The organism is Streptomyces caniferus (genome assembly GCF_009811555.1).
Lineage (GTDB): Bacteria > Actinomycetota > Actinomycetes > Streptomycetales > Streptomycetaceae > Streptomyces > Streptomyces caniferus.
The window spans coordinates 655,924-678,997 of record NZ_BLIN01000005.1 but is presented as its reverse complement, the minus strand read 5'-3'; the positions used below and the strand labels follow the sequence as shown (position 1 = coordinate 678,997).

Annotated in this window: 26 protein-coding genes and 1 pseudogene; 15 read left to right on the top strand and 12 right to left on the bottom strand. The window is 69.8% G+C overall.

The genetic code is table 11. From position 1 onward, the window contains the following. The first annotated feature begins 406 nt into the window (after positions 1 to 406). A complete protein-coding gene (locus Scani_RS19685) occupies positions 407 to 955 on the top strand; it encodes a GNAT family N-acetyltransferase (RefSeq protein ID WP_159478052.1) in 549 nt (182 codons plus the stop codon). Between the two features lie 85 nt (positions 956 to 1,040). On the opposite strand, the gene Scani_RS19680 is transcribed toward Scani_RS19685, so the two are convergent. Then, positions 1,041 to 1,778 (bottom strand): dienelactone hydrolase family protein, encoded by a 738-nt coding sequence (locus Scani_RS19680; RefSeq protein WP_159478049.1) that lies wholly within the window; start codon positions 1,776 to 1,778, stop codon positions 1,041 to 1,043. A gap of 300 nt (positions 1,779 to 2,078) precedes the next feature. Between Scani_RS19680 and Scani_RS19675 the strand changes: the two genes are divergently transcribed. Beyond that, a complete protein-coding gene (locus Scani_RS19675; protein ID WP_159478046.1) occupies positions 2,079 to 2,561 on the top strand; it encodes a hypothetical protein in 483 nt (160 codons plus the stop codon). Here the strand turns inward: Scani_RS19675 and Scani_RS19670 are convergent. Further along, entirely contained in the window at positions 2,510 to 3,088 is a 579-nt protein-coding gene (locus tag Scani_RS19670; RefSeq protein WP_159478043.1) for a hypothetical protein, read from the bottom strand. The two genes, Scani_RS19675 and Scani_RS19670, sit on opposite strands and share 52 nt — an antisense overlap. A 102-nt stretch (positions 3,089 to 3,190) precedes the next feature. After that, on the bottom strand, positions 3,191 to 3,982 hold the full coding sequence (locus Scani_RS19665; protein ID WP_159482238.1) for an SDR family NAD(P)-dependent oxidoreductase: 792 nt from the start codon (positions 3,980 to 3,982) through the stop codon (positions 3,191 to 3,193). A 127-nt stretch (positions 3,983 to 4,109) separates the two neighbouring features. Between Scani_RS19665 and Scani_RS19660 the strand changes: the two genes are divergently transcribed. The 3 genes from Scani_RS19660 (at position 4,110) to Scani_RS19650 (ending at position 5,869) form a co-directional block, all read left to right on the top strand. Then, positions 4,110 to 4,679, top strand: coding sequence for a TetR/AcrR family transcriptional regulator (locus Scani_RS19660; RefSeq protein ID WP_159478040.1), 570 nt, complete (start codon positions 4,110 to 4,112; stop codon positions 4,677 to 4,679). 129 nt (positions 4,680 to 4,808) lie between these two features. Beyond that, positions 4,809 to 5,339: an AraC family ligand binding domain-containing protein gene (locus tag Scani_RS42175; protein WP_328686918.1), complete on the top strand. Its 531-nt coding sequence runs from the start codon at positions 4,809 to 4,811 to the stop codon at positions 5,337 to 5,339. Continuing rightward, positions 5,228 to 5,869, top strand: a complete 642-nt coding sequence (locus tag Scani_RS19650) for an amidohydrolase family protein (protein ID WP_344571095.1) — start codon at positions 5,228 to 5,230, stop codon at positions 5,867 to 5,869. The genes Scani_RS42175 and Scani_RS19650 overlap by 112 nt, the downstream gene beginning before the upstream one ends. Before the next feature lie 277 nt (positions 5,870 to 6,146). Here the strand turns inward: Scani_RS19650 and Scani_RS19645 are convergent, their stop codons facing one another. Then, positions 6,147 to 6,911 carry a class I SAM-dependent methyltransferase gene (locus Scani_RS19645; protein ID WP_159478034.1) on the bottom strand — a complete coding sequence of 255 codons (765 nt, stop codon included), beginning with the start codon at positions 6,909 to 6,911 and terminating at the stop codon, positions 6,147 to 6,149. A 203-nt stretch (positions 6,912 to 7,114) separates the two neighbouring features. Here Scani_RS19645 and Scani_RS19640 point away from each other — a divergent pair, with 203 nt between their 5' ends. Next, positions 7,115 to 7,654, top strand: coding sequence for a hypothetical protein (locus tag Scani_RS19640; protein WP_218039203.1), 540 nt, complete (start codon positions 7,115 to 7,117; stop codon positions 7,652 to 7,654). Positions 7,655 to 7,867: 213 nt separating this feature from the next. Beyond that, a complete protein-coding gene (locus Scani_RS19635; RefSeq protein ID WP_159478028.1) occupies positions 7,868 to 8,746 on the top strand; it encodes a GNAT family N-acetyltransferase in 879 nt (292 codons plus the stop codon). A 372-nt stretch (positions 8,747 to 9,118) separates the two neighbouring features. Here Scani_RS19635 and Scani_RS19630 read toward each other — a convergent pair whose 3' ends face one another. The 3 genes and pseudogenes from Scani_RS19630 to Scani_RS19625 form a co-directional block, all read right to left on the bottom strand. Continuing rightward, positions 9,119 to 9,883 (bottom strand): PIG-L family deacetylase, encoded by a 765-nt coding sequence (locus tag Scani_RS19630; RefSeq protein ID WP_159478025.1) that lies wholly within the window; start codon positions 9,881 to 9,883, stop codon positions 9,119 to 9,121. Positions 9,884 to 10,035: 152 nt separating this feature from the next. Further along, positions 10,036 to 10,161: pseudogene (locus Scani_RS41090) on the bottom strand (EstA family serine hydrolase); the annotation flags it as partial. Between the two features lie 12 nt (positions 10,162 to 10,173). After that, positions 10,174 to 10,611: a DUF6086 family protein gene (locus Scani_RS19625; RefSeq protein ID WP_159478022.1), complete on the bottom strand. Its 438-nt coding sequence runs from the start codon at positions 10,609 to 10,611 to the stop codon at positions 10,174 to 10,176. A gap of 676 nt (positions 10,612 to 11,287) precedes the next feature. Between Scani_RS19625 and Scani_RS19620 the strand changes: the two genes are divergently transcribed. The 3 genes from Scani_RS19620 to Scani_RS19610 all read left to right on the top strand — a co-directional run bounded on the left by Scani_RS19620 (position 11,288) and on the right by Scani_RS19610 (position 15,314). Beyond that, positions 11,288 to 12,484 (top strand): MFS transporter, encoded by a 1,197-nt coding sequence (locus Scani_RS19620; RefSeq protein ID WP_246296032.1) that lies wholly within the window; start codon positions 11,288 to 11,290, stop codon positions 12,482 to 12,484. 58 nt (positions 12,485 to 12,542) lie between these two features. Further along, on the top strand, positions 12,543 to 13,274 hold the full coding sequence (locus tag Scani_RS19615; RefSeq protein WP_159478019.1) for a hypothetical protein: 732 nt from the start codon (positions 12,543 to 12,545) through the stop codon (positions 13,272 to 13,274). 459 nt (positions 13,275 to 13,733) lie between these two features. Next, complete coding sequence (locus Scani_RS19610; protein WP_159478016.1) at positions 13,734 to 15,314, top strand: alpha/beta hydrolase; 1,581 nt, start codon at positions 13,734 to 13,736, stop codon at positions 15,312 to 15,314. A 156-nt stretch (positions 15,315 to 15,470) separates the two neighbouring features. Here the strand turns inward: Scani_RS19610 and Scani_RS19605 are convergent, their stop codons facing one another. Then, a complete protein-coding gene (locus Scani_RS19605) occupies positions 15,471 to 15,923 on the bottom strand; it encodes a VOC family protein (protein ID WP_159482235.1) in 453 nt (150 codons plus the stop codon). Between the two features lie 496 nt (positions 15,924 to 16,419). Here Scani_RS19605 and Scani_RS19600 point away from each other — a divergent pair, with 496 nt between their 5' ends. Then, positions 16,420 to 17,106: an HdeD family acid-resistance protein gene (locus Scani_RS19600; protein ID WP_159478013.1), complete on the top strand. Its 687-nt coding sequence runs from the start codon at positions 16,420 to 16,422 to the stop codon at positions 17,104 to 17,106. Positions 17,107 to 17,212: 106 nt separating this feature from the next. Next, positions 17,213 to 17,746, top strand: coding sequence for a GNAT family N-acetyltransferase (locus Scani_RS19595; RefSeq protein ID WP_246296031.1), 534 nt, complete (start codon positions 17,213 to 17,215; stop codon positions 17,744 to 17,746). Between the two features lie 95 nt (positions 17,747 to 17,841). On the opposite strand, the gene Scani_RS19590 is transcribed toward Scani_RS19595, so the two are convergent. Then, positions 17,842 to 18,108: a hypothetical protein gene (locus Scani_RS19590; protein ID WP_159478010.1), complete on the bottom strand. Its 267-nt coding sequence runs from the start codon at positions 18,106 to 18,108 to the stop codon at positions 17,842 to 17,844. 219 nt (positions 18,109 to 18,327) lie between these two features. Here Scani_RS19590 and Scani_RS19580 point away from each other — a divergent pair, with 219 nt between their 5' ends. Then, positions 18,328 to 19,038: a DUF2470 domain-containing protein gene (locus Scani_RS19580; RefSeq protein WP_159478007.1), complete on the top strand. Its 711-nt coding sequence runs from the start codon at positions 18,328 to 18,330 to the stop codon at positions 19,036 to 19,038. A 255-nt stretch (positions 19,039 to 19,293) separates the two neighbouring features. Here the strand turns inward: Scani_RS19580 and Scani_RS19575 are convergent, their stop codons facing one another. Further along, on the bottom strand, positions 19,294 to 19,806 hold the full coding sequence (locus Scani_RS19575; protein ID WP_159478004.1) for a nitroreductase family deazaflavin-dependent oxidoreductase: 513 nt from the start codon (positions 19,804 to 19,806) through the stop codon (positions 19,294 to 19,296). A gap of 259 nt (positions 19,807 to 20,065) precedes the next feature. On the opposite strand from Scani_RS19575, the gene Scani_RS19570 reads away from it, so the two are divergent. Further along, the gene (locus tag Scani_RS19570; protein ID WP_159478001.1) at positions 20,066 to 20,590 is read left to right on the top strand and encodes a MarR family winged helix-turn-helix transcriptional regulator; all 525 of its coding nucleotides are present in this window, start codon (positions 20,066 to 20,068) and stop codon (positions 20,588 to 20,590) included. A 45-nt stretch (positions 20,591 to 20,635) separates the two neighbouring features. Here the strand turns inward: Scani_RS19570 and Scani_RS19565 are convergent, their stop codons facing one another. Then, complete coding sequence (locus Scani_RS19565) at positions 20,636 to 21,268, bottom strand: DUF4142 domain-containing protein (protein ID WP_246296029.1); 633 nt, start codon at positions 21,266 to 21,268, stop codon at positions 20,636 to 20,638. Positions 21,269 to 21,859: 591 nt separating this feature from the next. On the opposite strand from Scani_RS19565, the gene Scani_RS19560 reads away from it, so the two are divergent. Further along, a complete protein-coding gene (locus tag Scani_RS19560) occupies positions 21,860 to 22,264 on the top strand; it encodes a hypothetical protein (protein WP_159477995.1) in 405 nt (134 codons plus the stop codon). A gap of 139 nt (positions 22,265 to 22,403) precedes the next feature. Here the strand turns inward: Scani_RS19560 and Scani_RS19555 are convergent, their stop codons facing one another. Then, a complete protein-coding gene (locus tag Scani_RS19555; protein ID WP_159477992.1) occupies positions 22,404 to 23,045 on the bottom strand; it encodes a hypothetical protein in 642 nt (213 codons plus the stop codon). Positions 23,046 to 23,074 lie beyond the last annotated feature (29 nt).

The window sequence follows — 23,074 nt, the reverse complement described above, 5'->3', positions numbered from 1 at the left end:
GACGATAGGCCATTATTACGCTATACCAGTGACATGCACCGCACAGGCCGGATGCCTGGGAGCGGAGTTCGGGACTTTTACGGGGTGAGGGAACTGCGGATGGCGGGGGGCTTTCTCAGTGGCCGGTCCGTGACATGGGCCCGTTCTGCCTGGCCGGAGCGCCGGGCACCGTTCCGTTCCGTCGGTGGGCCGGTGCGTTCGACGGCATGACATGACGGGGTAAGCCCGGTTCCATGAACCGGAGTTCGCATGAGATCACTCGTGCTCGCGCATGCCCGGAAGTAGTCTGCGCGCGCCCACCTCACGACTGGCACATTCTCCGGAATCCAGTCTTCCTGCTCCGTGCCGGCGCTGCCTTTCGCCCCACCGAGATCATTTGACTTTCCCCATGAGAAGGGACCCTGGAATGCCCCCGATCTTGCGTACCGACCGACTGATTCTTTCGCCTTACCGGCCCGAGGACGAGGATGTCTTCGTCGCTCTGCTCGGTGACGAAGAGGTCTGCCGTTGGATGGGCCAAGACCGCGTACCCGAAGAAGAGATCCGGGCCATATTCCACGCGATCCTCCATGAGATCTACGCCAAGAACATGTTCGATGTGTGGGCCGTTTGGTCCGACGGTGTCTATGTGGGCCACGCGGAGATCAAGAAAACGGGCAATGTCGACGGCTACGAGATGATCGCCGCACTGGTCAAGGGGAGCCGGGGCAGGGGCGTGGGCAACGAGCTGGTGCGCGGCCTGCTGCACTACGCCGCCGACACCTTGCAGCTCGACGAGGTCTACGGCATGGTGGGCGCCGAAAATGCCGCCAGCCTGGCGCTGGGCAAGAAGCTGGGCTTCACCCACGTCCGCGATGTGGTCGCGGACGACGGCACGGTGACGAAGATGCTGGTCCTCCCCACCGGGAACCGCCAGGCTCCGGACACCAGCCCGGCCACCGCCTCGGCGCGCTGAGCGGGGTTCCGCTCACGCTCCTCGGCACCCGCCACGGACATCCACCGCGAGACGGCGTACGTCCGCTCTCCGGACGCCCCTGGTGTCAGAGGTTCTGCCCGAAGAGTTCCAGCAGATTGCGCCAATGGCGCGCGTCCGCCTCGGCGTTGTACGCGGCGGTGTCGGTCTGGGTGTAGCCGTGGTGGGCGCCCTCGTACAGCTCGCTGCGGTAGCGCACGCCCGCGGCGTCCAGGGCCTGCTCCAGGATCGTGATCTGTGCGGGCGGCATCGAGTGATCCTGGTCGGCGTGGCCGAAGTACAGCGGCGCGGTGATGCGGTCGACGAGCTCTTGCGGGTCGTCCAGGCCGGAGTGGAAGGAGGCCGCCGCGCCGATGCGGTCGGGGTAGGCAGCGGCGGTACGGATCGCGAGGACGCCGCCCATGCAGTAGCCGGTGGTGCCCACCGGGCCGTCGGTGACCAGAGGGGAGGCGGCCAGCCAGTCGAGGTAGCCGCCGGCGTCCCGCATCGCCAGGGCGGGGGTGAGGGCCCGCATGATCGGGAGGAGCTGCTCGAAGATCTCCGGCCGTTGGGAGGGGCCGATGTGGTCGGGCAGCTCCACCAGCGGGGCGCGCCCGGAGCGGTAGAGGACGTTGGGCACCAGCACCGTGTAGCCGTGCCCGGCCAGGTGCCTGGCCATCTCCTCCAGTGAGGGCCGTAGTCCGTAGGCGTCCATGTACAACAGGACGCCGGGGTGCGGCTCGCCGTCGTCGGGGTGGGCGAGATAGGCGTCGGCGATGCCGTCGGGGGTGGGGATGTCCAGGGCGGCACCGTGCACGCTCGTCATGTCCGTACCTTTCCTCGGGCTCAGGGCGACGCGCGGGGGCCGCCCGTCCGCCGGGCGGCATGCCGACGGCTTTCTCGACAGTAAGGGCTGTCCCGTAACCGCCATCGGCAGTCCGCGCGAACGGCGTCCGCCGAATGAGCCGGTTTCGCGCGCCGGCGAGCGGATCGTCGGTCGGAACGGGTGACGCGGTGCCGGGCCGCCCAACCGCTGTCGATCTGTCAAGAGCCCACCACGCATGCCCCGCAAGTCTGTTCCTGCACGCACAAGTCCCGTGCGTTCGGGCTGTGTTGGAATCCAGGCATGACCACTACGCCTCCCGGACCCGTGCCGGTCTCCCGGAACGAGCTGTCGAGCCGGCCGCGAGCCGAGGTCGAGCGGTTACGCGACGAAGCGACGCGGCAGAAGGACCTGGCGCACCGCCGGGCCGAATTCTGGGTCAAGGTCGATATCGCTCTGGGGTTCCCCGCGGCTCTCCTCGCGGGCGTGTCCGGAGCCGCGGGGCTGGCGTCGGCCAACGCCCGCGTTCCCGCGGCACTGGTGGCCCTGGCCGCTGCGGGGTTCGCGGCGGGGGCGGGCTTCCTCCGCAGCGACAGCAGGCGCCTGGGCAACAAACGCGCTCGGCAGGCCTGGGCCGCCGTGGAGGCCGGAGCCCGGATGAAGCTGGCGAAGGACCACGTGCTGCCCGAGGATCTCGGCGCGGTACTGGAGAGCCGCCAAGCCGCGCTGGCGGCCTATGAAGGGGAGGAGTCCCCGTCGGGGCCGATACCGCCGGTTCCGGGCTGACACCGCGCGTCCCGCTCGGCCAGCTTCTTGAGGGTCAGCAGTTGCTTGCGCATCATCACGAGGTCGCCCCAGGCCAGCAGCCCGCGGCGCAGCCGGCGGGGGAGCGGCCCCTCGGCCTCGGCAACGACTTTCACCATGAGGCGGCAGCCCTCTTCGAGCGGGCTCAGGGTGTAGCTGACCGCCATCTGCCCGTGCCGCTCGGCGAGCCGCGCCGGGAGCACACCGGTGATGTGGGTGCCGGTCTCGAAGCCCGCGATCTCGAAGACCAGGAAGGGCTGACCCAGGGCCAGTTCCGGTAGTCCCTGGACCAGTGTGCGCGGACTCTTCTGCCCGCGGAAGTCGATCCAGTCGTAGCTGTACGGCGCGAGGGCCAACTGCCGCAGCCAACGGAAGACGAGGCCGGGCGGCGCCGCCACGTCCACGGCCCGGAACCAGCCCTCGGCCGGCGCCGCCACCAGAGGGTCACAGGGGTAGGACGCTTCCCGCTCCGGACGGGTGGCGCCCCAGACTTTCCCGGTCAGGTCCATTCCGCGACCCTACGGGAACGCCCCGCCCCGAACTCCCCACCCCGCGCCGGTCCAACGGGCGGCACGCCGCCACGGGCCCGGACGCGGGGACGGTCGTCGCGGTCAGCGTTGATGCTGCTGGGCCTGCGCGACCTGCTGGACGAGGGAGGCGGGCGAAGCCCTGCGCTGGACGGCGGCCGCCAGGGTGGGGAAGAGGCCGCCGATGGCGCTGCCCAGGCGGAGTTCGAGCGGTGCCACATTGACCTCGGCACGGTCGCGTTCGATCGCCCGGAGGGTGCCGGCCACGACCTGCCCGGGGCTGACGGTACGCATCCCGGCGGGCGGCCTGGCGCCGGAGTCGGCGAACATCCCCGCGTCACGGACGAAGCCCGGCTGCACGAGGGACACGCCGACGCCCGTGCCGTGCAGATCCTGCCGCAGGGCGTGGGTGAAGCCGCGCAGGCCGAACTTCGCGGCGTTGTAGAGGGAGGTGGAAGGGGAGGACGTCCGTCCCGAGAGCGAGCCGATCATGACCAGGTGGCCGCGGCCGGCTGCCACCATGCGCGGTGCCAGGAGCCGGGAGAGCATCAGCGGTGCGCGCAGGTTCACGTCCAGCGACCGGTCGATCTGGCGGGTCGTGTAGTCGAGCAGACTGCCGCTGGAGGGCAGAGCGGCGTTGGCGACCAGGATGTCCACGGGCCCGGCGCGTTCGACGAGGTCCTCGACCGCCTCGGGGTCGCTCAGATCCGCGACCAGGGGCCGGGCGCCCAAGGACGTTTCGAGTTCCGCGAGAGCGTCGGCGCGGCGGCCGGTGACCACCAGCTGGGCGCCTCTGGCCGCGAACGCCCTGGCCAGCGCGTTGCCGATGCCGCCGCTGGCGCCGGTCAGCAGAACGGTCGATCCCTCGATGTTCAACAAGACGTCCTCCGTTACTGTTCGTTCGAACGAACAGTAACGGAGGGCGTCGGGATCCGCGATACCCCGGACGAAGGTGCGTCGCCGCGGTGGATGCCGTCCCGGCCGGTCATGGCACGATGACGACATGCCGAACACCTCCCAGGCCCGCGCACGCATCATCGCGGCCACGCTACGGATCATCGGCGACGACGGGATCGCCGCGGTGACCAACCGCCGCATCGCCAGGGAGGCCGGTGTCTCTCTCGGCTCGGTCACCTACCACTTCGCGACCCAACACGACCTGCTGCGTGAGAGCTTGCGTTCCTTCGTCGACCAGGAGACCCGCCGCTTCACCGACCTGGCCGCACACTACTGCGAGGGCCGGACCACCCCGGAGCAGGCCGCCTCCGTGATCGGCCAGGTCGCCGCCGACACCGCCTTCGACAGCGAACACATCGCACCCTTCGAGCTCTACCTCCAAGCCGGCCGGGACCCCCAGCTCCGCGCGGCCGCCGAGGAGTGCTTCGCGGCCTATGACCGTTTGGCCGCCTCCCTCCTGGGTGCGATCGGCACCCCCGACGCGGAACGCCTCGCCGCTCCCACCGTCGCCCTCGTCGTCGGCATGCAACTGCGCCGCCTCGCCACCGGCGGCAGCACCGACGACCTCGTCGATGCGCTGCTCCTGCTCGCGGGCGTTCCGTCGCAGACGACCTGAGCGGTGCGGACCGGAGCCTTCGCCGCGACTCCACGGAACGCCGGTGGTGCCGAGGAGGAGCGCCTCCTCCTCGCGGCGTCCCGCACGGGACGGGCGCCGACGGGCGCGGCCGGTAATCTGGGACCCACCATGGGAAAAAGCCGACAGCGCTTCGTGGCCGACGTGTCCTACCGGCCCTCGTCGAGCGCGCCCATCGGGATCGACGTCCTCGACTTCGCCGAACTGTCCGCCCGCGGAGACCGGCGGGGCCTGGACCTGTCGGCGCCGCTCCGGCCGGCCTTCCACCACCTGATCCACGTCGGTCGGGGCCCGGTGCGGCACACCGTGGACTTCCAGGACCACACCCTGGAATCCGGCTCCTGGCTCTGGGTGCGGGCCGGCCAGGTCCACCAGTACGTTCCGCGGGATCACCCGGCGGCGCGGGGCACCCTCGTCATCTGGCAACCCGGCTTCGTGCCCGCCGAGCCCCTCCAGGACGACTCGCCGATGATCCTCACCGGCCGTCACGCCCGCTCCGCCGGCCTCGCGCTGCGCCACCTCGTCCACGTATACGGCGACCCGGCCTCCCTGCCCGCCTGGACGAACTCGGCGCCGACGGCGTCATCCTGCTCACGAACTACCGCGGTGCCTACCTGGGCGACCCCGGGTTCGCACCGCTGATGGCCGAACTCGGCCGCCGTGGAACCACCGTGTTCATCCACCCGGCCGAGCTTCCTGGCCCCACCGCTCCCGGCATCCCGCCCTACGCAGCCGACTTCCTCCTCGACACCGTCCGCGCCGCCATGAGCCTCACCCTGTCCGGCACGACCACCCGCCACCCGGACATCGCCTTCCTGCTGTCCCACGGCGGCGGCTTCCTGCCCTACGCCGCACACCGCATCGGCTTCGCGCTGGAGGTCCATCAGCAGGCCACCGGAGGCCACCCCGTCATGGACCGGGAAGCGCTCCTGACCGAGCTCCGCCGCTTCTACTTCGACACGGCCCTGTCCGCCAACCCCGACACCCTCCCCAGCCTCCTCGCCTTCGCGGACCCCACCCGCATCACCTTCGGCAGCGACTACCCTCACGCCACCGCCGAGGGCGCCGCGTACGTCACCGACCAGCTCGACGCCTATCCACTCGACGACGCCCAGCGCACCGCCCTCAACCGAGGCAACGCCGAAGCGCTCTTCCCCCGACTCGCCGCCTGACGCCGGAGACGGGCAGCACCACAGGCCGATGGCGGCCACCGCCACGCCGCGAGCCCCTCGGGGCGCCGTACACCCACGGGCCCGTGGCCGCCGTCGGCCGATGCCACCACCGGCCGACGGCGAGCGGAGAGGGGCGAGTTGTTAGGGGCAACTGGCGAACGGCGACCGGCAACTGGTCAACGGCGAGCGCCAACCGGCGAACGGTGAGTGGCACGTGACGAGCGGCAAAGGGCGCCGAGACCGCCCGCGCCGGTCAATCGCCAGCCGGTCGGAAGACTCAGGAACGAGCGGCCACCAGCAGGTCGACCACATAGCGCTCCTCCACCCTCTCGGCAGGGAAGATCTCACGCAGGCGAGTGCGCTCGTCGGCGAGGAACGCCTGGGTGCCGGCCTCGCCGAGTACGAGAAACGCCGAGTGACTGCTGATGTTCGCGAGATGCATGTCCAGAGGAACGGTCCGGCCCCAGTGCACCTGGCGTCGCGCGACACGGAGACCCGAGAGCCCCGCGAGCAGAACGGCACGATCGTCGTCGGGAAGCTCCCCGGACGACGGTTCGCCGTCTCCGCAGTGCTGCGCGATGCGTTCGTGCTGCGCGACGATCCACGGCACGTCGAAGGCGTGGGTGTTCCACCAGACCGCGAGGGCGCCACCCGGCCGCAACACCCGCAGCGCCTCGGGGACGGAGCGACCGGTGTCGGTCCAGTGCCAGGACTGCGCATACGTGATCAGGTCGCAGGAGGCATCGGCGAGCGGCAGGGCATTGCCGTCGCCCCGGACGATCGGCACGTCGGGGAGAGCGCCGCGGAACTGGGCGGCCATGCCGTCGCCCGGCTCGACGGCGAAGACATCGGCGCCGCGCTCCCGTAACAACGCGGTGGCGATGCCCGTACCCGCGCCGATGTCGGCCACACGGGTGCCCGCGAGGGGGCGGCCCATGAGCTCCTCGACGGCGTCCAGGAGAGCGGGCGGATAAGAGGGACGGCTCGCGGCGTACTGTGCGGCCGCCGCATTGAACGAATGGGCACGCGAGGGGGCAGTCATCCCCCCATCCTCGCCTCTCCACCGTCGTGACGGGCCCCGTAAGCAATATGACGAGGTGCAGCCTTCGCCCGTCCGGGCCGACCGTGACGCCGAAGAAGCCCGACCGGCCGCCGTTCCCGCCGGTCACTCGCCCGGAAGGCTAAGGTGCGAAAAGGTGCCCGGGCGGCAGTCGGCCCGCCGGGCCTGCCGGAATGGAGCGCAAGGTGACACTCTCCCCCTTGGTTCGCAGAGGGATCTGGATCGCACCTCTTCTGCTGGCGGCTCTGGGCATCGGTGTGGTCGTCGCCGTGAGCATGGCGGATGCCGGCACCGCGCAACGGCCCGAGCCCGCCACCCCCGACAGCCCGCTGCTGGCCGAGGTCGCCGAGCAGATCGCGTTGCCGGCACGGACCTGGACGGCGTCGGGCACCCACACGGCACAGGGATATACGTCCGAGGCGGCCCGAACCCTCAGCGTCGAGGGCATGAAGGCCGACTGCGACAACATCAACCTGAACAAGAAGCTGGCCGCCGACTTCCGCAGCGACGTGTTCGGCCCCGGCATGAAGGGCTTCTTCTACAAGTGCCAACGGGTCGGCCAGGGCCTCAACAAGTACTGGTTCACCATCAGTTCCGCGAACCACGCCCAGATCGACACACTCTGCGACCCGCACACCAAGTACCCGATCGTCTACGACGCACCCCACCACACCTACTGGCTCGACAAGCCCTTCACCTGCACCAGCCGAGTAGACCCTTCGTAGTACGTCACGCCTGCCGGTCCACCCACCCGGCGCCTCACCCGCAAAAGCCCGCGGCCCGGCGGCGTGCACGAGGTGGGACGAGGTGAGGAGGGAAAGTCCTGCGAGAGGAGAAGTGGTTGCCGCACGCGGCTGACAGACGAGGAACCGGCCATGGCGACGGCTGGCTTCCGGGTAAGCGCTCCCCGGGCCGGAGTACATCAGGGATCATCAAGCATGCGCCCGGATGACTGGCACCTCACCGAAGACGTCGACGATTTCCTCGCCCGAGCCGGCGACTTCCTGCACTCGCGCCCCGCCCTGCACAACACGCCGCTCACGGTGACCGAACGGCTGCGAACGCTCGGAGCGGACGCATACGGCCCCGAGGCCACCATATTCGGCCGACTGGAGTCCGGGGGCAGGGTCGGCGCCATCTTCTACCGCCTTCCGACCCTCCGCCTGAGCCTCACCCCTCTTTCCCCCGAGCAGGCCGACACCCTCGCCGCCCACCTGGCCGGGCTCGGCCACACTCTCTCCGGCGTCACCGCGGAGCACGACACCGCCACTGCGTTCGCCGAAGCGTGGCAGCGGCACACCAACGCAGCGCCGACCCTCCGACAGCGGTTGCACCTGTACCGTCTCGGAACGCTCACCCCACCGGAGCCGCGCCCAGAGGGCAGAGGCCGGGCCGTCGGCGAGCAGGACCGTGAGCAACTCATCCGCCTGTGCGGCGAGTTCGTCGACACCGTCGGGGAAGTACCCGCCGTGGACGCCGCCTCCTGGGCCGGCTCACGCTTCGCGGACAGACACTTCACGTTCTGGGAGACCCCGGACGGTACGCCTGTCTCCATGGCGGCCGTGACCTCGATGGTCGCCGGCATGGTCCGGGTGGACCCTGTCTACACCCCGGCCCACCTCCGGGGCCGCGGCTACGCCGGCGCCGTGACCGTCGAGGTGAGCAGGACCGCACTGGCCGCAGGCGCGACGGACGTCGTCCTGTACACGGACCCGGCCAACCCCACCAGCAACGCCCTCTACCAGCGCATCGGGTACGTCCCGGTCACCGACTTCGCCGCGTACGACTTCTCCTCCACCGCACCAGAAGCCGACTGAGCACTCGGCCGAGACGAAAGGCCCCTGCCGCCAGGAGGCATCTCCGCCGACATTGCGCTGCCGGGACAGAGTGAGGCCTGTGAGCACGACGAGGCTCTGCTCCACAACGCTGGGCGCGACCTGGACCACTCGTCGCCAAGAGCCTGAACGCCCGGTCTCGATGGAGTGGAGCACGATGTCTTTGCGTTCCGGCTGCGGTTGCCTCTGTCTGACATGGGCCTTTCCGGCACCCGTGCAGGTCGCGGTCCCTTCGCTGCGGCCCGGCGGTCTGGGTGCACGGGGCACGGCGTCCGTCCGCGCAGCTCCTTGGCCCGGGGCGCGGTGGCAGAGAACTGCCCGACGAGACGCCGGACCTGACCTGTACGACCTCGTCTACGAAGTCAGCTCCGTTTGGGCGGGCACTGTGGAGACGTGCTCGTGGCGGATATACCACTCGGTGGACAGCAGACTCTCCCGCTCGGCCTGGGGCAGGCCGGCAATCCGGCCCGGTAGGGCTCCCCGTTGCACTTCGGTGCGATGGGCCAGCACAGCGCCGATCTTCTGCTCGATCCATGGGCGCACATCGACAGTTGCAGTGATCCAGTCGTCCGGGACGCTGTACATCGCCCTTCCCTCCCGGACCAGACGTCCGTCCCCCAGCGCCCGAGCAGCGGAGTGCGGGTGCGTGGCCAGGTACAGGGCGCCGGGCTGCCAGGGGGCGCCGGCATCCGGGTAGAGCTGGGCCCACCCGGCCGCCTGGACCGCGAGCGTGGTCACCCTGTGGGTGTGGACATGGTCGGGGTGGCCGGTCAGCCCGCCATAGGCGTCGTGAGTGACGACGATGTCCGGGCGGAACTCCCGGATGTGCATGACCAGCCGTCGCACCGACTCATCGAGCGACGCCTCGCAGAACCGGACGCGGCCCGGGGCCGACTGCGGCGCACGGGCATCGGCATAGCCGAGCATCCGCGGCTCGCCGGCCTCGAGGATGCGGAGCGCCTCGGCCAGCTCCGCGGCCCGCTCGGTGTCCGCTGCCCAGGTCGCCGTGACGACTGCGGTGCGAGCTCCCGCGGATGCGTGGCGGGCGAGTACGCCGCCCGCCGAAAGGGACTCGTCGTCGGGGTGGGCGAAGACGGCGAGGAGGCTTGGATGGGGCATGGGGGGCACCTCACTTCCTGTGGGGAAGCCGGAGTGTGGTCCATAGTTCATGGCCCATGGTCCCGTGCAGGCTACTCGCCGCTCTCCGACCCTTCGGAGCTCTCCGTCTCCGGATCCTGGGCGGTGACGGGGCGGCTGCTCCTCCTCCGGCGTTATGTCATCGCGGCCTCGTAGACCGCCTTCGACAGGCGGGCGTTCACCGGCGCCGCGCCGCCAGGGAAGGCGAACCGGCGGCGCGTGTAGCCGTAAGCGAGCCCCGAACGTGCGTCGCCGAAGGCGACCCATGACGTTCAGCGCGGCATGACGCGGTCCAGCTCTCGTGACTTCTGCTGTAGGGCGATCACACGTGCTTCTTGGCCGGCTGTCGTGAGAGACGTGGGGGCTGTGCCGTGGACGGCTGTGTGCCCGCCTTGCAGGGCGGGGTCGCCGAGCATCCAGTTCACGTCGCTGCCTGCGCGCTCAGCGAGCGTCAGCATCGTGGCAACGAAGCCTTCGGACAGAGCAGTCATGACGGGGTGACTCGTTCTGTGATGCCACGTCAGCAGAGCGTCGACGAACACTTGGAAGGTGGCGGGGTCGATCTGGCACTCGTCGGCCTCCATAGGGCCGATGCCAGAGGGCAGGCCCAGCAGGTCTTCGAAGACGGCTGCCTGCCGCAGGAACAGCCGGGAAGCACCGTTGGACGGGTTCCACAGCGTCTCGTCACCCATGTCGAAGTACTGGCTCACTGCGGCGTCTCCCTGTTCGGTGGGCACAGCAGCGTAACCAGCGGCTCATCGACCCGTGGCGGAAGAGCTCGCTGGGGGGCTGGTGCCGTCCGGCCCGAGACCCTCGTTCACGGTCGTGTACGTCCATGACGACCCGGAGACGGCGCTGCGGCGGGCAGTCGAACGAGAAGGTGGTGCCTGGGAGGGCTGGTACGTGCGGAAACTTGCCGGTTCCCCTGGTACTCGGGCTGACTCAACGCCTCTGAGTTCCCAAGCGTGCTCGCAACGCAGCAGCGCGAGGCGAATCATCGGCAAACTCAGGGAAGCACCAGTACGCATAACCGGTCGTGGCGCCTGCAGATTCCCGCTTTCGCTGTGACATTCCCCGACCACCAGGTGCCTTCTCCTCACGGCTCTGACCTGGGCATACTCCACGCCTGTCGCGTCTCAAAGCGGCACAGTGCGCGGGCCGTTGGGAGGGTCGGTCTCTCCATGAGCGGCTCGCCCCACCCCGATCAGCGCAGCGAAGCCATGCGGCACGCCGGCTTCGCCTGGCCACCCACCCCTGATCTCGGCACGGCACGATCGACAGATATTGGAGCAGAGGGTGAGTCCAGCCTCCACCACATCAACCGACAGCACTCCTGGGGCAATCAGCGACACAGACCGAGCCTGGCTCGTACGGCGAGGGCTGCTGTTGGATTCCGGGCCCCAGCGGAAGCTGGCCCTCGCCGGGTTCATCAATCAGCTCGGCACCGCGGCCTTCCTGGCGACCGTGCCGCTGTACGCCCTGCGGGTGGTCCACCTGTCCCTCGGGCAGGTCGGCCTGGGTCTCGGTGTCGCAGGAGTGGTCGGTCTGATCGCCGGTATCCCCGCCGGGCATCTCGCCGACCGCCACGGCCCGCGTGGCATCTATCTGATCACCCTGCTGATCCAGGCCCTGTCCATGCTGTCGCTGCTGTTCGCCCACTCGCTCTGGTCCTTCGTCCTGGCCGTGACCGTGACCGACCTCGCCGGCTCGTCCGGCGGTGCGGCACGCGGTCCGATGATCCGTCGCTTCGGCGGCGACGAGGTGCCGAAATTCCGGTCCTACCTGCGGTCGGTGGCCATGCTCGCCGGCACGTTCGGCGCGATGGCGGCCGGTGCGGTGGTGCAGATCGATACCGACACCGCCTACCGCGCCCTCATCCTCGGGAACGCGTTGACGTTCATCGGCTGCGCCGCCGTCATGTGCCGGGTGCCGAAGCTCGAACCCCTGCCGTCCCCGGTCGAGACCGGCCGATGGATCGCGCTGAAGGACAAGCCGTACGTGATGTTCGTCGTGCTGGACGGCATCATGTGGATCCAGAGCGAGGTGCTGTCGTACGCCCTGCCGCTGTGGGTGGTCCTGCGCACTGATGCGCCACGGTGGTTCGTCGGTCTGGCGATCGCCGTCAATACGGTGATGGTGGTGTTGCTGCAGATACGTACGAGCCGCGGGGTCACGGGGGGCACGGCCGCCGGCCGAGCGATCCGCCGTGCCGGTCTCGTGTTTGTCCTCGGCATGTCCGTCATCGCGATGGCCTCCGGAGTGCCCGGCTGGGTCGCTGTGACGATCACGATCGTCGGTGTCGCCGTGCATACGGTGGGCTCGCTGTGGCATGCGGCCGGCTCGCTGGAGCTGCGGTTCCGGCTGGCGCCCGCGCATGCCCAGGGCCAGTACTCCGGGGTGTTCGGCATGGGCATGGGCCTGTGCTACGTCGTCGCGCCGAGTCTGCTCGGTCTGCTCTGCGTGACCTGGGGGACGCCCGGCTGGCTCCTCATGGGCGGCGTCTTCGTCGTCGTCGGCGTCGCCATGCCGTACGTGATCCGGTGGGCGGGACGCAGTCGGGAGACGGCGGACGCCCCCGCCTGACCCGGTGCCGGACCAGCGGCGGAGGCATTGTCAGTGGGGCGCCGTAGGCTCCAGGAACATGAGCGAAAACCGACTGACGGCCCTGCTGGAGGCAGGGTTCACCGACCGGCTGGGGGAGCCGGACAGGAAGCTGCTGGCGCGCCGCGCCCTGCTCAAGGCCGGTGACGAGAAGCCACCGTTCCACCTTCCGACCAGTTGGTGGTACGTGGTCCCGGGGGAGAGCTACGAGGGCCTGTTCGCGGCGCTGGACCTCCACGACCGGGTGCCGGTCACCTTCCGCGAGGGACTCGACGTGGCCGACCTGCCCTCGCGGCCCGACGCGGTCCCCGTCTTCGTCACACCCGAAATCGACGGCTGGCGCCTGATATTCGGGCACCTCGACAGCGTCATCGGCTGGGGGTGGGACGACATGATGGGCGCCGTGGAGCGGTTGAGCGCCCGGTGCGGTCAGGCACAGATGTTCTTCGAGGACATCGCGGGCGGAGCGGACATCTGGGTGGTCGCCGAGGCGGGGCGCATCCGGCGCCGGTATGCGCGCGAGAGCGACCCCGAGTGGGTGGGCGAGCTCCTGCCGTGGGAGACGCCGGCCACCGATGACGAGGACTTCGACCCGGAGTTCGACGAGGCCGAGCCCTACGAGGGCACGGCCAGTGCCATGACGGCGTGCGAGTACTTGTCCGTGTACCCGTTCCCGTTCGACGAGGAGGCCGAGATACGCGGTCACGGCTGGCTGGCGGTGAGCGCCTCCGGGGTGGGGCACGAGGGACTGGAGGCCTTGGCCCGGACCTGAACGGCGGGATGGGTGGTCGTTCCGCAACGGGTGGACCTCCGTACCCGGCCGTCCAGTTCCTGGCGGGCGTGGCGGGCTTGGCGTCACCGAGCGGTTGCGGCACCACGAGGGGAACTCTGTGTCAGGGCGAGGAGGCGGCGGTGGCCGAAGCTGCGGCCGTGGCCCGGGTGGACGACGGAGATGTGCCGAGGTCCGGCAGGCGTTCGATGTTGCGCTGTTAGGGAGGTGGATGTGATGCGGGGCGGCAGCGGTGTCGTGGGATGCGTCGCCGCAACTCGTCGGCAGCGCGGTGCGGAGCAGACGATACGACGTACCGTGTACGACTCCAGGACCATATGCCCCAACAGTCCGTCCGCCCACAGTTGGACGCAGTGTGCCCCGCTGAGGGATTCGTCCCAACTGCCTTGTGCGCAAGGGTTGGTGCGTCCCACACGTACCGATCCGAAGGGCCTTCTCCACGTGCGAAGCAGACGAATAGCCCCCGTCCTGGCGGTGAGTGCGCTCGCGGCACTGGTTCCGGGATTCACGCCGGCGACCGCCTCCGCCGCGGCGCACTCCTTACCGCAGTACGCCCAGCAGAAACCGGCCTGGCACCGCTGCGGCAGCTCGACCCCGGCCGCCTTCCAGTGCGCCACCCTCAAGGTCCCGTTGGACTACAGCCGTCCGGACGGCAAGAAGATCGACCTCGCGATATCGCGGATCAAAGCGAGCGAGCCCGCCGAACGCCGCGGTGTCCTGCTGCTCAATCCCGGGGGGCCGGGCGGCGAGGGCCTCGGCATGCCGCAGTACCTGAGGGCCGAGCTCCCCGGGTCCGTGACGAAGAAGTACGACCTCATCGGCTTCGACCCGCGGGGCGTCGGGCAGAGTTCGCCGCTCGACTGCGGGCTGACCGCGGAGGAGCAGAACTGGCAGCGCCCCTACAAGGCCGCGGCATACGCCAAGGACGTCAAGTGGGCCCGGACGGTCGCCGAGAAGTGCGACGCGAAGCAGGGCGACAAGCTGCGCCACATCACCACCCGCAACACCGCGCGTGACATGGACGCGATCCGGGCCGTCCTGGGCGAGAAGAAGATCTCCTACCTCGGGTACTCGTACGGCACCTATCTCGGAGCCGTGTACACGCAGATGTTCCCGCGGCGCACCGACCGCTTCGTCCTCGACAGCGCCATCGACCCCGCGCGGATCTGGCGGGGCATGATGCAGGTCTGGTCGGAGGGCAGCGAGCCCGCGTTCACGAGGTGGAGCGAGTGGACCGCCCAGCGGAACGCCACCTACAAGCTGGGCAGCACCGCGGACCAGGTCCGCAAGACGTTCTGGGATCTGGTCGCCCGGGCGAACCGGAAGCCGATCGTGTTCCACGGCACCCCCGTGAGCGGCGACGACATCCGTGCGGGCCGCGCCATGTTCTTCAGCGTGCGCGAGGCTGCCGAGACGGTCGCCGACCTGAAGAAGGCTGCCGCGGGCAAGAACCAGGCCGCCACCCCGGGCACCGGCAAGCCCGAGCGGCCCGCACCGCCGGCCTTCGGCCGTGCCGTGCCCTCGGACAACGCCACTGCCGCCTTCTGGGCAGTCGTCTGCGGCGACACCCGCGCCTGGCCGCGCGACCCCGAGCAGTACCGGCGCGACGCGGTCCGGGACAAGGCCAAGTACCCCCTGTACGGCGACTTCGCGTCCACCATCAAGCCGTGCGCGTTCTGGAAGAAGAGCGGCAGCGAGCCCGCCACCAGGATCGACAACAAGGTCGGTGTCCTCACCCTGCAGAACGAGTGGGACCCCCAGACGCCCCTGTCCAGTGGCCGCGGCATGCACCGGGCCATGAGGGGCTCGAAGATGGTCATGGTGGCCGGGGGTGTCGGGCACGGCATCTACGGGACCAAGTCGTGTGCCGACAAGACGGCCACCGCGTACCTGACCACGGGCAGGCTCCCGGCGAAGGACGTGACGTGCCAGGCACCGGCGCCCGAGCGTGAGCGCAGCAGCGTCCACAAACTGCCGCTTCCCACGCCGCCGGGCCTCCCGGGGATGACCGGCCGTTTCTGAAGCGTTCCGGATGAGATGAGATGAGATGACGTGGCGTGGGGCATCTGCCGAGCGGAGGCCCCACGTCGCATCGGAACCGGACAGCCGGACAGGCGGACAGGTGGTGGTCGTGACCTCCGCCGCCCGGGCCCCGGCAAGGCCTGCACTGCGGCCGGGCTACCCGGAATCCTTGTCGGTACGGGCGAAAATGCCTTCCAGCATGCCGGTGGCCTGGCCGACCTCGATCAGATAGCCGTCGGGGTCGCGCAGGTAGCAGCGGATCTCGGCCCGTCGGTCGATCGGCGGCGTCAGGAACTCGGCCCCCTTCGCGCTCCATTGGGCATAGCAGGCCTCGATGTCGGCGACCCGCAGATTGATGAAGGCGGAGACGGTGTGCGGGTCGTCGGGCGGGACCAGCGTCACTTCCGGCTTGTCGGGAGTCGGGCCGCCGCCCGGGTTCATGATGATCCAGCTGTTGGCGAGCCGCACAATGCACGGGTTCTCCGCCAGGACCACCCGCCCGCCGATCACCTCGCTGTAGAAGCGGCGCGATCGCGCCACATCACGCACCGTCAGGAAGTGCGTCACCAGCAGCCCCTCGCTCGGGGCCGGAAGACCGTCGTTGTCCATGCCACGCCTCTCTTCGCCGGCCGTGATCCCGCGACATCCGCGATATCCGCGATGTCCCGCGACATCCGGCGCATTGTCGAGCTGTACGAGTCCGGCACCGTCGAGGGACAGGTAGGCGAGGCGCAGGTAGGCGAGGCGCACACCGCCGCGGTACGCAGGGCCGAGAGCCCATCGCCGTGAGCACCGTGAGGCGCGTAGGGAGGGAGAGAGGCCGGGGACGACCGCTACCCCGGCGAGGGGGCGGCCCCGTGGTGCCCTGTGGTGTGCCCTGCGGATCTCGGGGCCTCTGCTTTCCATGCAATCCCGTCACCGAGCGCGCTGCAACCCATGGGCGCACGGCCGACGCGCGGTGGGCCGTCCTGCCTGGTCGGGGTGCGGAGGGGCAGCCGTGGCCACGGACGCGGCCCGGGAGCTTCTGCCAGGCGGGACGGGGCCGGGCGGGTGACGATGGAACCGGACCGACCGACCGTGCTCTTCCGTGGAGGAGGCAGACGGCATGACACACCCCTCCGATTCCTCAGACACCGGCCCTCCGCGCGACACCGGGACACGAGACGTTTCCCCGGACGAGGGCCTGAGCGCCCTGGCGAACATGGGCTGGCAATTCCTGCTCACCATGGGCTTGGCCGCGATCGCCCTGGGCGTCGTCGCCCTGGCCTGGCCGAGCCAGACCCTGCGGGTCGTCGGCGTGCTCTTCGGCATCTACCTGCTGGCCATCGGTGTCTTCCAGCTGGCCGCTGCCTTCGGGACGCACGTCCCACGGCATCTGCGGGTGCTGCATTTCGTCACGGGTGCGCTCTCCGTCCTGCTGGGCCTGGTCTGCTTCCGGGGCACCCTGGAATCGATTCTGCTGCTCGCACTGTGGATCGGCTTCGGCTGGCTGATCCGCGGCATCATGATGACCGCCACGGCGGCCTCCGCCGAGGGCATCCCAGCGCGCGGCTGGCAGATGTTCCTGGGCATCCTCACGACTCTGGCGGGCATCGTGCTGATCGTGTCGCCGTTCGGCTCGATCGCCGCGCTGACCTTGGTGGTCGGCATCATGGCCCTCGTCCTGGGCGCGGTCGAGGTCTTCCACGCGCTCAAGATGCGCGCCGAAGTCGCCCGCCACCTCACCCCGGGATCCGCCCCCAGGCGGTGGCCCCTGTTCCACTCCGGCCCCCGCCCCCGCCCCCAGCACTGACCGGCTTCCCGTTGGCGGGCCCCGCCGCGCCGGTCATGGCGCGGCGGGGCCCGCAGCGGGCGTGCTCGACCGAGATCGGCGTCGGGCCCAGCCCTAGCATGGGCGCATGTCCGACAACGGCCCGTCCGACAATGACCTGGCTCGTTCCTCTCCCCGCACGCCGATGCCACCCGGCATGCTGGTCCGCGAGCTGGACCTGAGCGATGCCACGGTCGCGGCCACCGTGCACGCGGTGGGTTTGCGCGCCTATGCCGTCGAGGCCGAACTCATCGGTTTCGACGGCATCCCCGCCCTGTCCGAATCCCTCCAGGACATGACGGCCCGGCCCCTGAGTTGGCTGGGGGCGGTGAGCGGCGACGGAACGGTGGCCGCCTTTGTGGCCTGGCAGACCGACACTGGCCGGCGCCTCACCCATATCGACCGGGTCTGTGTGGACCCTGCCTGGTTCCGCCGGGGCCTTGCCTCCTGCCTGCTGGACCACCTGCTGACCAAGGTGGTCGACAGCGGTCGGGTGAGAGTCAGCACCGGAGCGGCCAACCGGCCCGCCGTGAAGCTGTACGAACGGCTCGGCTTCCGGCGTGCAGCCGATTTCTCACCCGTACCGGGCCTCCGCATGGCCCAGTTCGTACGGAACGGCTGAGTGAAAAAAGGCCGGGCCTCGGGAGTCTTGGGGGGCCTCGTCGGATCTGCGATGGCGATACCCGGGGTGCCCGGGATGCCCAGGGGTTCGCAGGATCAGCGGCCGAGAAGCGAGACCAGGACGTCGGCCAGTCCGCCGCGCCAGCAGGCGTAGTCGTGGGCGCCGTTGAAGTCGGTGCGGCTGACGGTGACACCGTGTTCGGCGAGGCCGCTGTGGAGCGCGTCGACGGGGAGGGCGGCCGACGGGCCTTCGTGCAGGCCGGCTTCGAGGTGGATACGGATGTCGTGGTGCGTGGTGTGCGAAGAGCGGTGGTCCGGGCGGGGGAGGGCCGCTGCGACCACTTGGTCTACGAGCTGCCGCACGCCCCGCCTCAGCCCCGGCGGGACCGGCGTACGGAGATACGCCGCGGCACCGTCGAGCACCACCCGGACCCGGTGAGATGTCGGCGACGATCAAGTAGGAGCCGCGGTGGTCGGCGCCCAGCCGACAGGTCAGGTACCAGATGTCGGTGCCGGGCAGCCGGGTGCGCAGGGAGGCGGCGAACCCTTGTAAGGTAAGCCTTACCTAATGAGGAGGTCCCGATGGAGGCACGTCACCGCACCGAACCCACCACGGCGGAGCGGGCCCGCTCGATACTCGCGGCGGCCTCTTCGCTCAAGGTCACCACGGAAGGAGGGGCCGGCCGCCTGATCGATGCGCACACGGTGCACTCCTCGGGCCGATTGACCCTCGACGAACTCCCGGGACGTCGCCGGCGCACGGCACCCGCCGACGTGCCCCCGGGCGACCTCGCCGCGATCCTGGAATTCACCGATATCGCACCGACCCCGGTCCGTCACCGCGTCCGTGCGCGGCTCACGCTGCGCGGCTCCCTCGCCGCCCACGGACCCGCTGGCGCCTGGCGGTTCCGCCCCGTTCACGGCACCCTCGACGAGGACGACACGGCCACCCGCTTCAGCCGCGACGACCTGGCTCTCGCCCACCCCGATCCACTCGCGCCGTACGAGGCCGACCTCCTGGCCCACCTCGATACCCGCACCGACACCACGACACGACTGGCCGCCCTGGTCCCGGCCAGGCACCTGCTCGGCGTCGTCCGCATCCGTCCGGTGCGCCTCGATCGCTACGGCCTGGTGCTGCGGCTCGAGCATGCCCGCGGCGGACACGACGCCCGACTGCCCTTCTCGGCATCCGTGAGCGACTGTGACCAGGCGAAACGGGAGATCCGCACCCTGCTCGCGCAAGCCGCCGCCCCATGCCCCCGCCTTCGACGTCTTCGCGCATCCTCATGACGGTACGGCCCATCGGCCCCGTTCGCCCCGTGGGCCCCGCCCGACCGTCTGCGGCGGCCACCGGCGACGGCGTACTGCCCGGACACGTAGCGGCGATCATCGCCGCCGCTCCGGCCGCTGCCGCGCTCTATACGCCTCCGCCGCATCCGGATCCCGGGGCCGGCCGGCGCTGTGGTCCACGCCGAGGGGGCGCGGGCGAGGGCGAGAAGCCACCGGAACCACCATCGACGGGCCGCCGGAACCGCTGTTGACGGATCACCGGGCTCGCTGTCCGGGCGAGGCCTCCAGGCGTACGAACGGGATGGATCGCCCGGCCCTGCGGAACGCCGCTTCGCTGCCGTCCACCTCGAAGCCCATGAAGGCGCACAGGCGGCGGGCGAGCCGTGGATGCCGGGGAGCGTAACGGGCCATGAGGGCGGCGCCGTCTTCCGGGGGGAGGAAATGCGCGGTGGTGCAGTAGTGGCGACTGCCGAACTGGATCGTGGTCCGTGGGGCCCGGCGCAGGTTCTGGTACCAGGCCGCGGCCGGGCCAAAACCGGACGTGATCGTCCAGCTGAGGGTGTCGCCCGTCCGCTCGTACGCGATGACTTCCAGGACCACGCTGCGGCGGAGACCCGTGACGCGACCGGTGTGATGCAACAGGAGCAGCCGTTTGCCGAAGAGCGGCCCGAGACCTGCGCGGTAGAGGCGGATCGGCAGCCGAGCCAGCAAACGCCGCCATCCGGTGGGCAGTTGCGGGCGTCCTTCTGTCGCGAACGGTTGCCTCATCGTCGCCCTCCGGAAATCGGGAGGCCTCGACCGATGGCGATGCCGGTAAGTCGCCCCGCACAACAAGCCTGCGGCCGGTCCTCGTTCAGCCTTCGCCCAGGTTACCTTTGCACAGTCTAAAGGTAGGGGGCCGGGTGCGGCCGGAAGTCCGGCGCACAAGGGAGGGCGTGCCGTGGCCGGAGGACCGTAGCTGCCCCATAACGGCCGCCCCGGGTGGCCGAGTGAGTCCGCAGGGAGCAAAGCACGGTAGAAAGAAGGAATGGCCGAGCGTGAAGCCCCTGTGCGGGACGTGGATGATGTGGACGCGGTGACCCGGGCGGTGCTCACGGCGTCGAGGCTGTTGGTAGCGGTGTCTGCGCGTTCGCTGGCAGAGGTCGAGGAGCGGGTGACGCTGCCGCAGTTCCGGATGCTGGTGGTGCTCTCCACGCGCGGCTCCGCCAAGTTGGTCGCCCTCGCCGAACTGCTCCAGGTCGCCCCCTCGACCGCGATGCGCATGGTGGACCGGCTCATTGCCGCGGGGCTGGCGGACCGGCAGACCAACCCCGACAACCGCCGCGAAACCGTACTGCGGCTCACGGACGAGGGACGTCGGACCGTGGAGAACGTCACCAGCCGGCGCCGCGCCGAGATCAGTGCGATCGTCGAGCGGCTCGCCCCGGATCAGCGCACGGCCCTCATCAAGGCCTTGGCCGCACTCAACGAGGCAGGGGGTGAGCCGCCGGCGGAGGACCTGGAGCTGCACCCCCTGGGGTGGGTCGACGCCTCGGCGCAGCGCGGGGCCTGAGTCCGGCGCGCGCCCTGAATGGTCCACCCCGCGACGGCGGTCCGCTCACTTGGGAATGGTGGAGGCGACGTCATCGAGCGTGGCGTCGGTGACGAGACCGGTGTCCTCCAGCACGTCCATGTGGTCCTGAACGGTGTTGTTTGCCTGGGTCGCCAGCCGCCGGATCAGGTCATTCTTGGTGGTCGCACGGACCTCGCCGATGGTGACGAAGATCTTGCCGTGCGATGCGCGCAGAAGGTCCACGAAAAGCTGGTCGAAAGCGTGGCCCCGGGCGTTCTTCAGCTGGTCGACCCACCCTTGTTGTTCGGGGGTGGCCTCGTCGGGGATGGGCGAATTCAACGCCTTGGAATCCTCGCGGGCCAATTGGTCGAGTTTGCTGTGACCTTCGAGCAGATGCATGCCGGCGCGTTTGATGGCTTCGCTCGACGCATGCGTCTGGGAGAGCCGGCCGGCCGGCATCTCCCACAGCCCCGCCTGGCGGACCTTGGTGAGAAAGGTCTTGTCCAGCGCGGAGAGAGTGCCCGTGTCACTGGCCTGACCTGCCTGAGGGGCAGCCGGACCCGCGTCGGCCGCCGGCAGATTGGCGGAGACCGATTCACCGGCCGAGCTGTTTCTCTGATAGAGCCAGACGGATGCGGTGGCGATGACCGCCAGAACAGCGACCGTTATGGTGAGCACCCGACCACGGTTGCCTGCCTGCTTGGGATTCCGAGCGTGAGATTTCATCATGCCTCCTGGAGGGCGCAACAATGCGCCTGCGGGCACTGTGGCGCAGCGAACTGCTGGGGCATGAGCCACGCTAATCTTTGCATGGAGCAAACGAATCGATTCAGCGATGATGCTCAAAAGCGGGTACCGCTCGACAACTATCCGATACGATCCCGCCTTTGTCGGCCGGCCGTCGAGGGCATGACGCCGCTGCCCCTCGCCTGGCCTGGTCACGCGGCACCGCCCCCCACCCCGCCGAACTGCCCGCGCTCCCGGCCGGCCCGGCGGCGCCGGGTGGACTCGGACACCTCGCATCTGACCCGACTGACCGTCAAAGCGCCCTGCGCGATGGCCCGGTGAGCAATTTCCAGTCCCGTGGTGGCCGCTCGGCGAGGTGTCATCGGCAGGCGGAGGGGTGGGAGTCTCGCCGCCGCTGAACCTCACGGCTCAGCCGGAACCTGAGAGTCCGATTTTTCATGTCAGATCCGTCTTGTTGGCTTGATTTCGCCTGGGTAATCTTGCCGCTGATCAACTCAGCTCACTGCAGGAAAAGGACTCCCCATGCGCACCCACACTCGGGTCGGCGTCATAGCCGCCACCTCCCTCCTCGCCGCCGCGGGCCTGACGGCTCCGGCCTCGGCCGGCGAGCCGGCCGGTGCGGTCCGCAACGCCGGCCCCTCTTGCACCTCGCTGTCCAACGGTTCGTTCTGTGTGGGCATCATCGACGGCGGCCACACCGTGAACCTCGTGTACGGGAAGACCGGCGGTTCCGCGGTGACCGTGAAGTTCGGTTACCGGAAGGGCCACTCGAAGCACTTCAGCAACGCGTACACGGTCAAGAAGGGGGACACCAAGACGTACAAGTTCAAGAACCAGGACCTGGGCTGCAGCACCATCTACGGTGTCCTGGCGGTCGAGGGCCAGGGTGACTTCGAGACACCTGGTCTGCACAACACCGGCTGCTGACCGTCATCGTTGCGGCCCGGCGCCCACGGTGCCGGGCCGCACGCGCGTCGTCTTCACGGCCTGTCGTGGTCCATGCGGGGCATCCCCTCCCGGGCTCTGGGCCTTGCTCTCCTCGGTGGCGGGAAGGCGTGGGTCGTCTTCAGGCCACCCGTAGCGGAGGTGGCGTATGGCGTGGCCACCGTGCGCCCAGCTGTTCCGACGCGGCGGCCCGGAACGCCTCCATCAGTGCGCCCCCCGGATAGGCCCCGAACACCGGGTACTTCCAGCGGTAGTAGCACGACCAGTAGCTCACCACTCGTCGCTCCGTGCGCGCGAAGAACGCTGGGTTCCGCGTGATGAACTCCCCATAGAGCCTGCGCTCGGCAGAGCCCGGGACGGCGAGGCCGGCAAGCCGCTGCCCGATCACCTCAAGGATCTCCAGCACGTACTCGCCGGCCAACTGCACCACGAACGGGACCACCCACGGCTCCCTCGACCCCACGAGCTGTTCGAGGTGGTGCTGGCGGACCCGACCCGCACTGTGCCGGGAGTACAGGCAATGCAAAATCACCTGCTGGGTTCCGGTCAGGAGCCGGGTCGAGTCGGCGCCCGGCTCCTCGTTGCAGATGCGTGAGGGGAGGTCGACGGTCTCGCCCTGCACCTCGACCTCGAAGGAGTCCATCGGCGCGAGCCCGGTGTCCGGTACGACAGCCAAGACGCGTCGCACGTCAGCGGCGAGACAGGTCGGAAACGCCGCGACCAGGACATGGGTGGCGTGCGAAGGGGCCTGAGGCAACTGCACTCCATGAGGGTGGGCGGCGCACCTCTGGC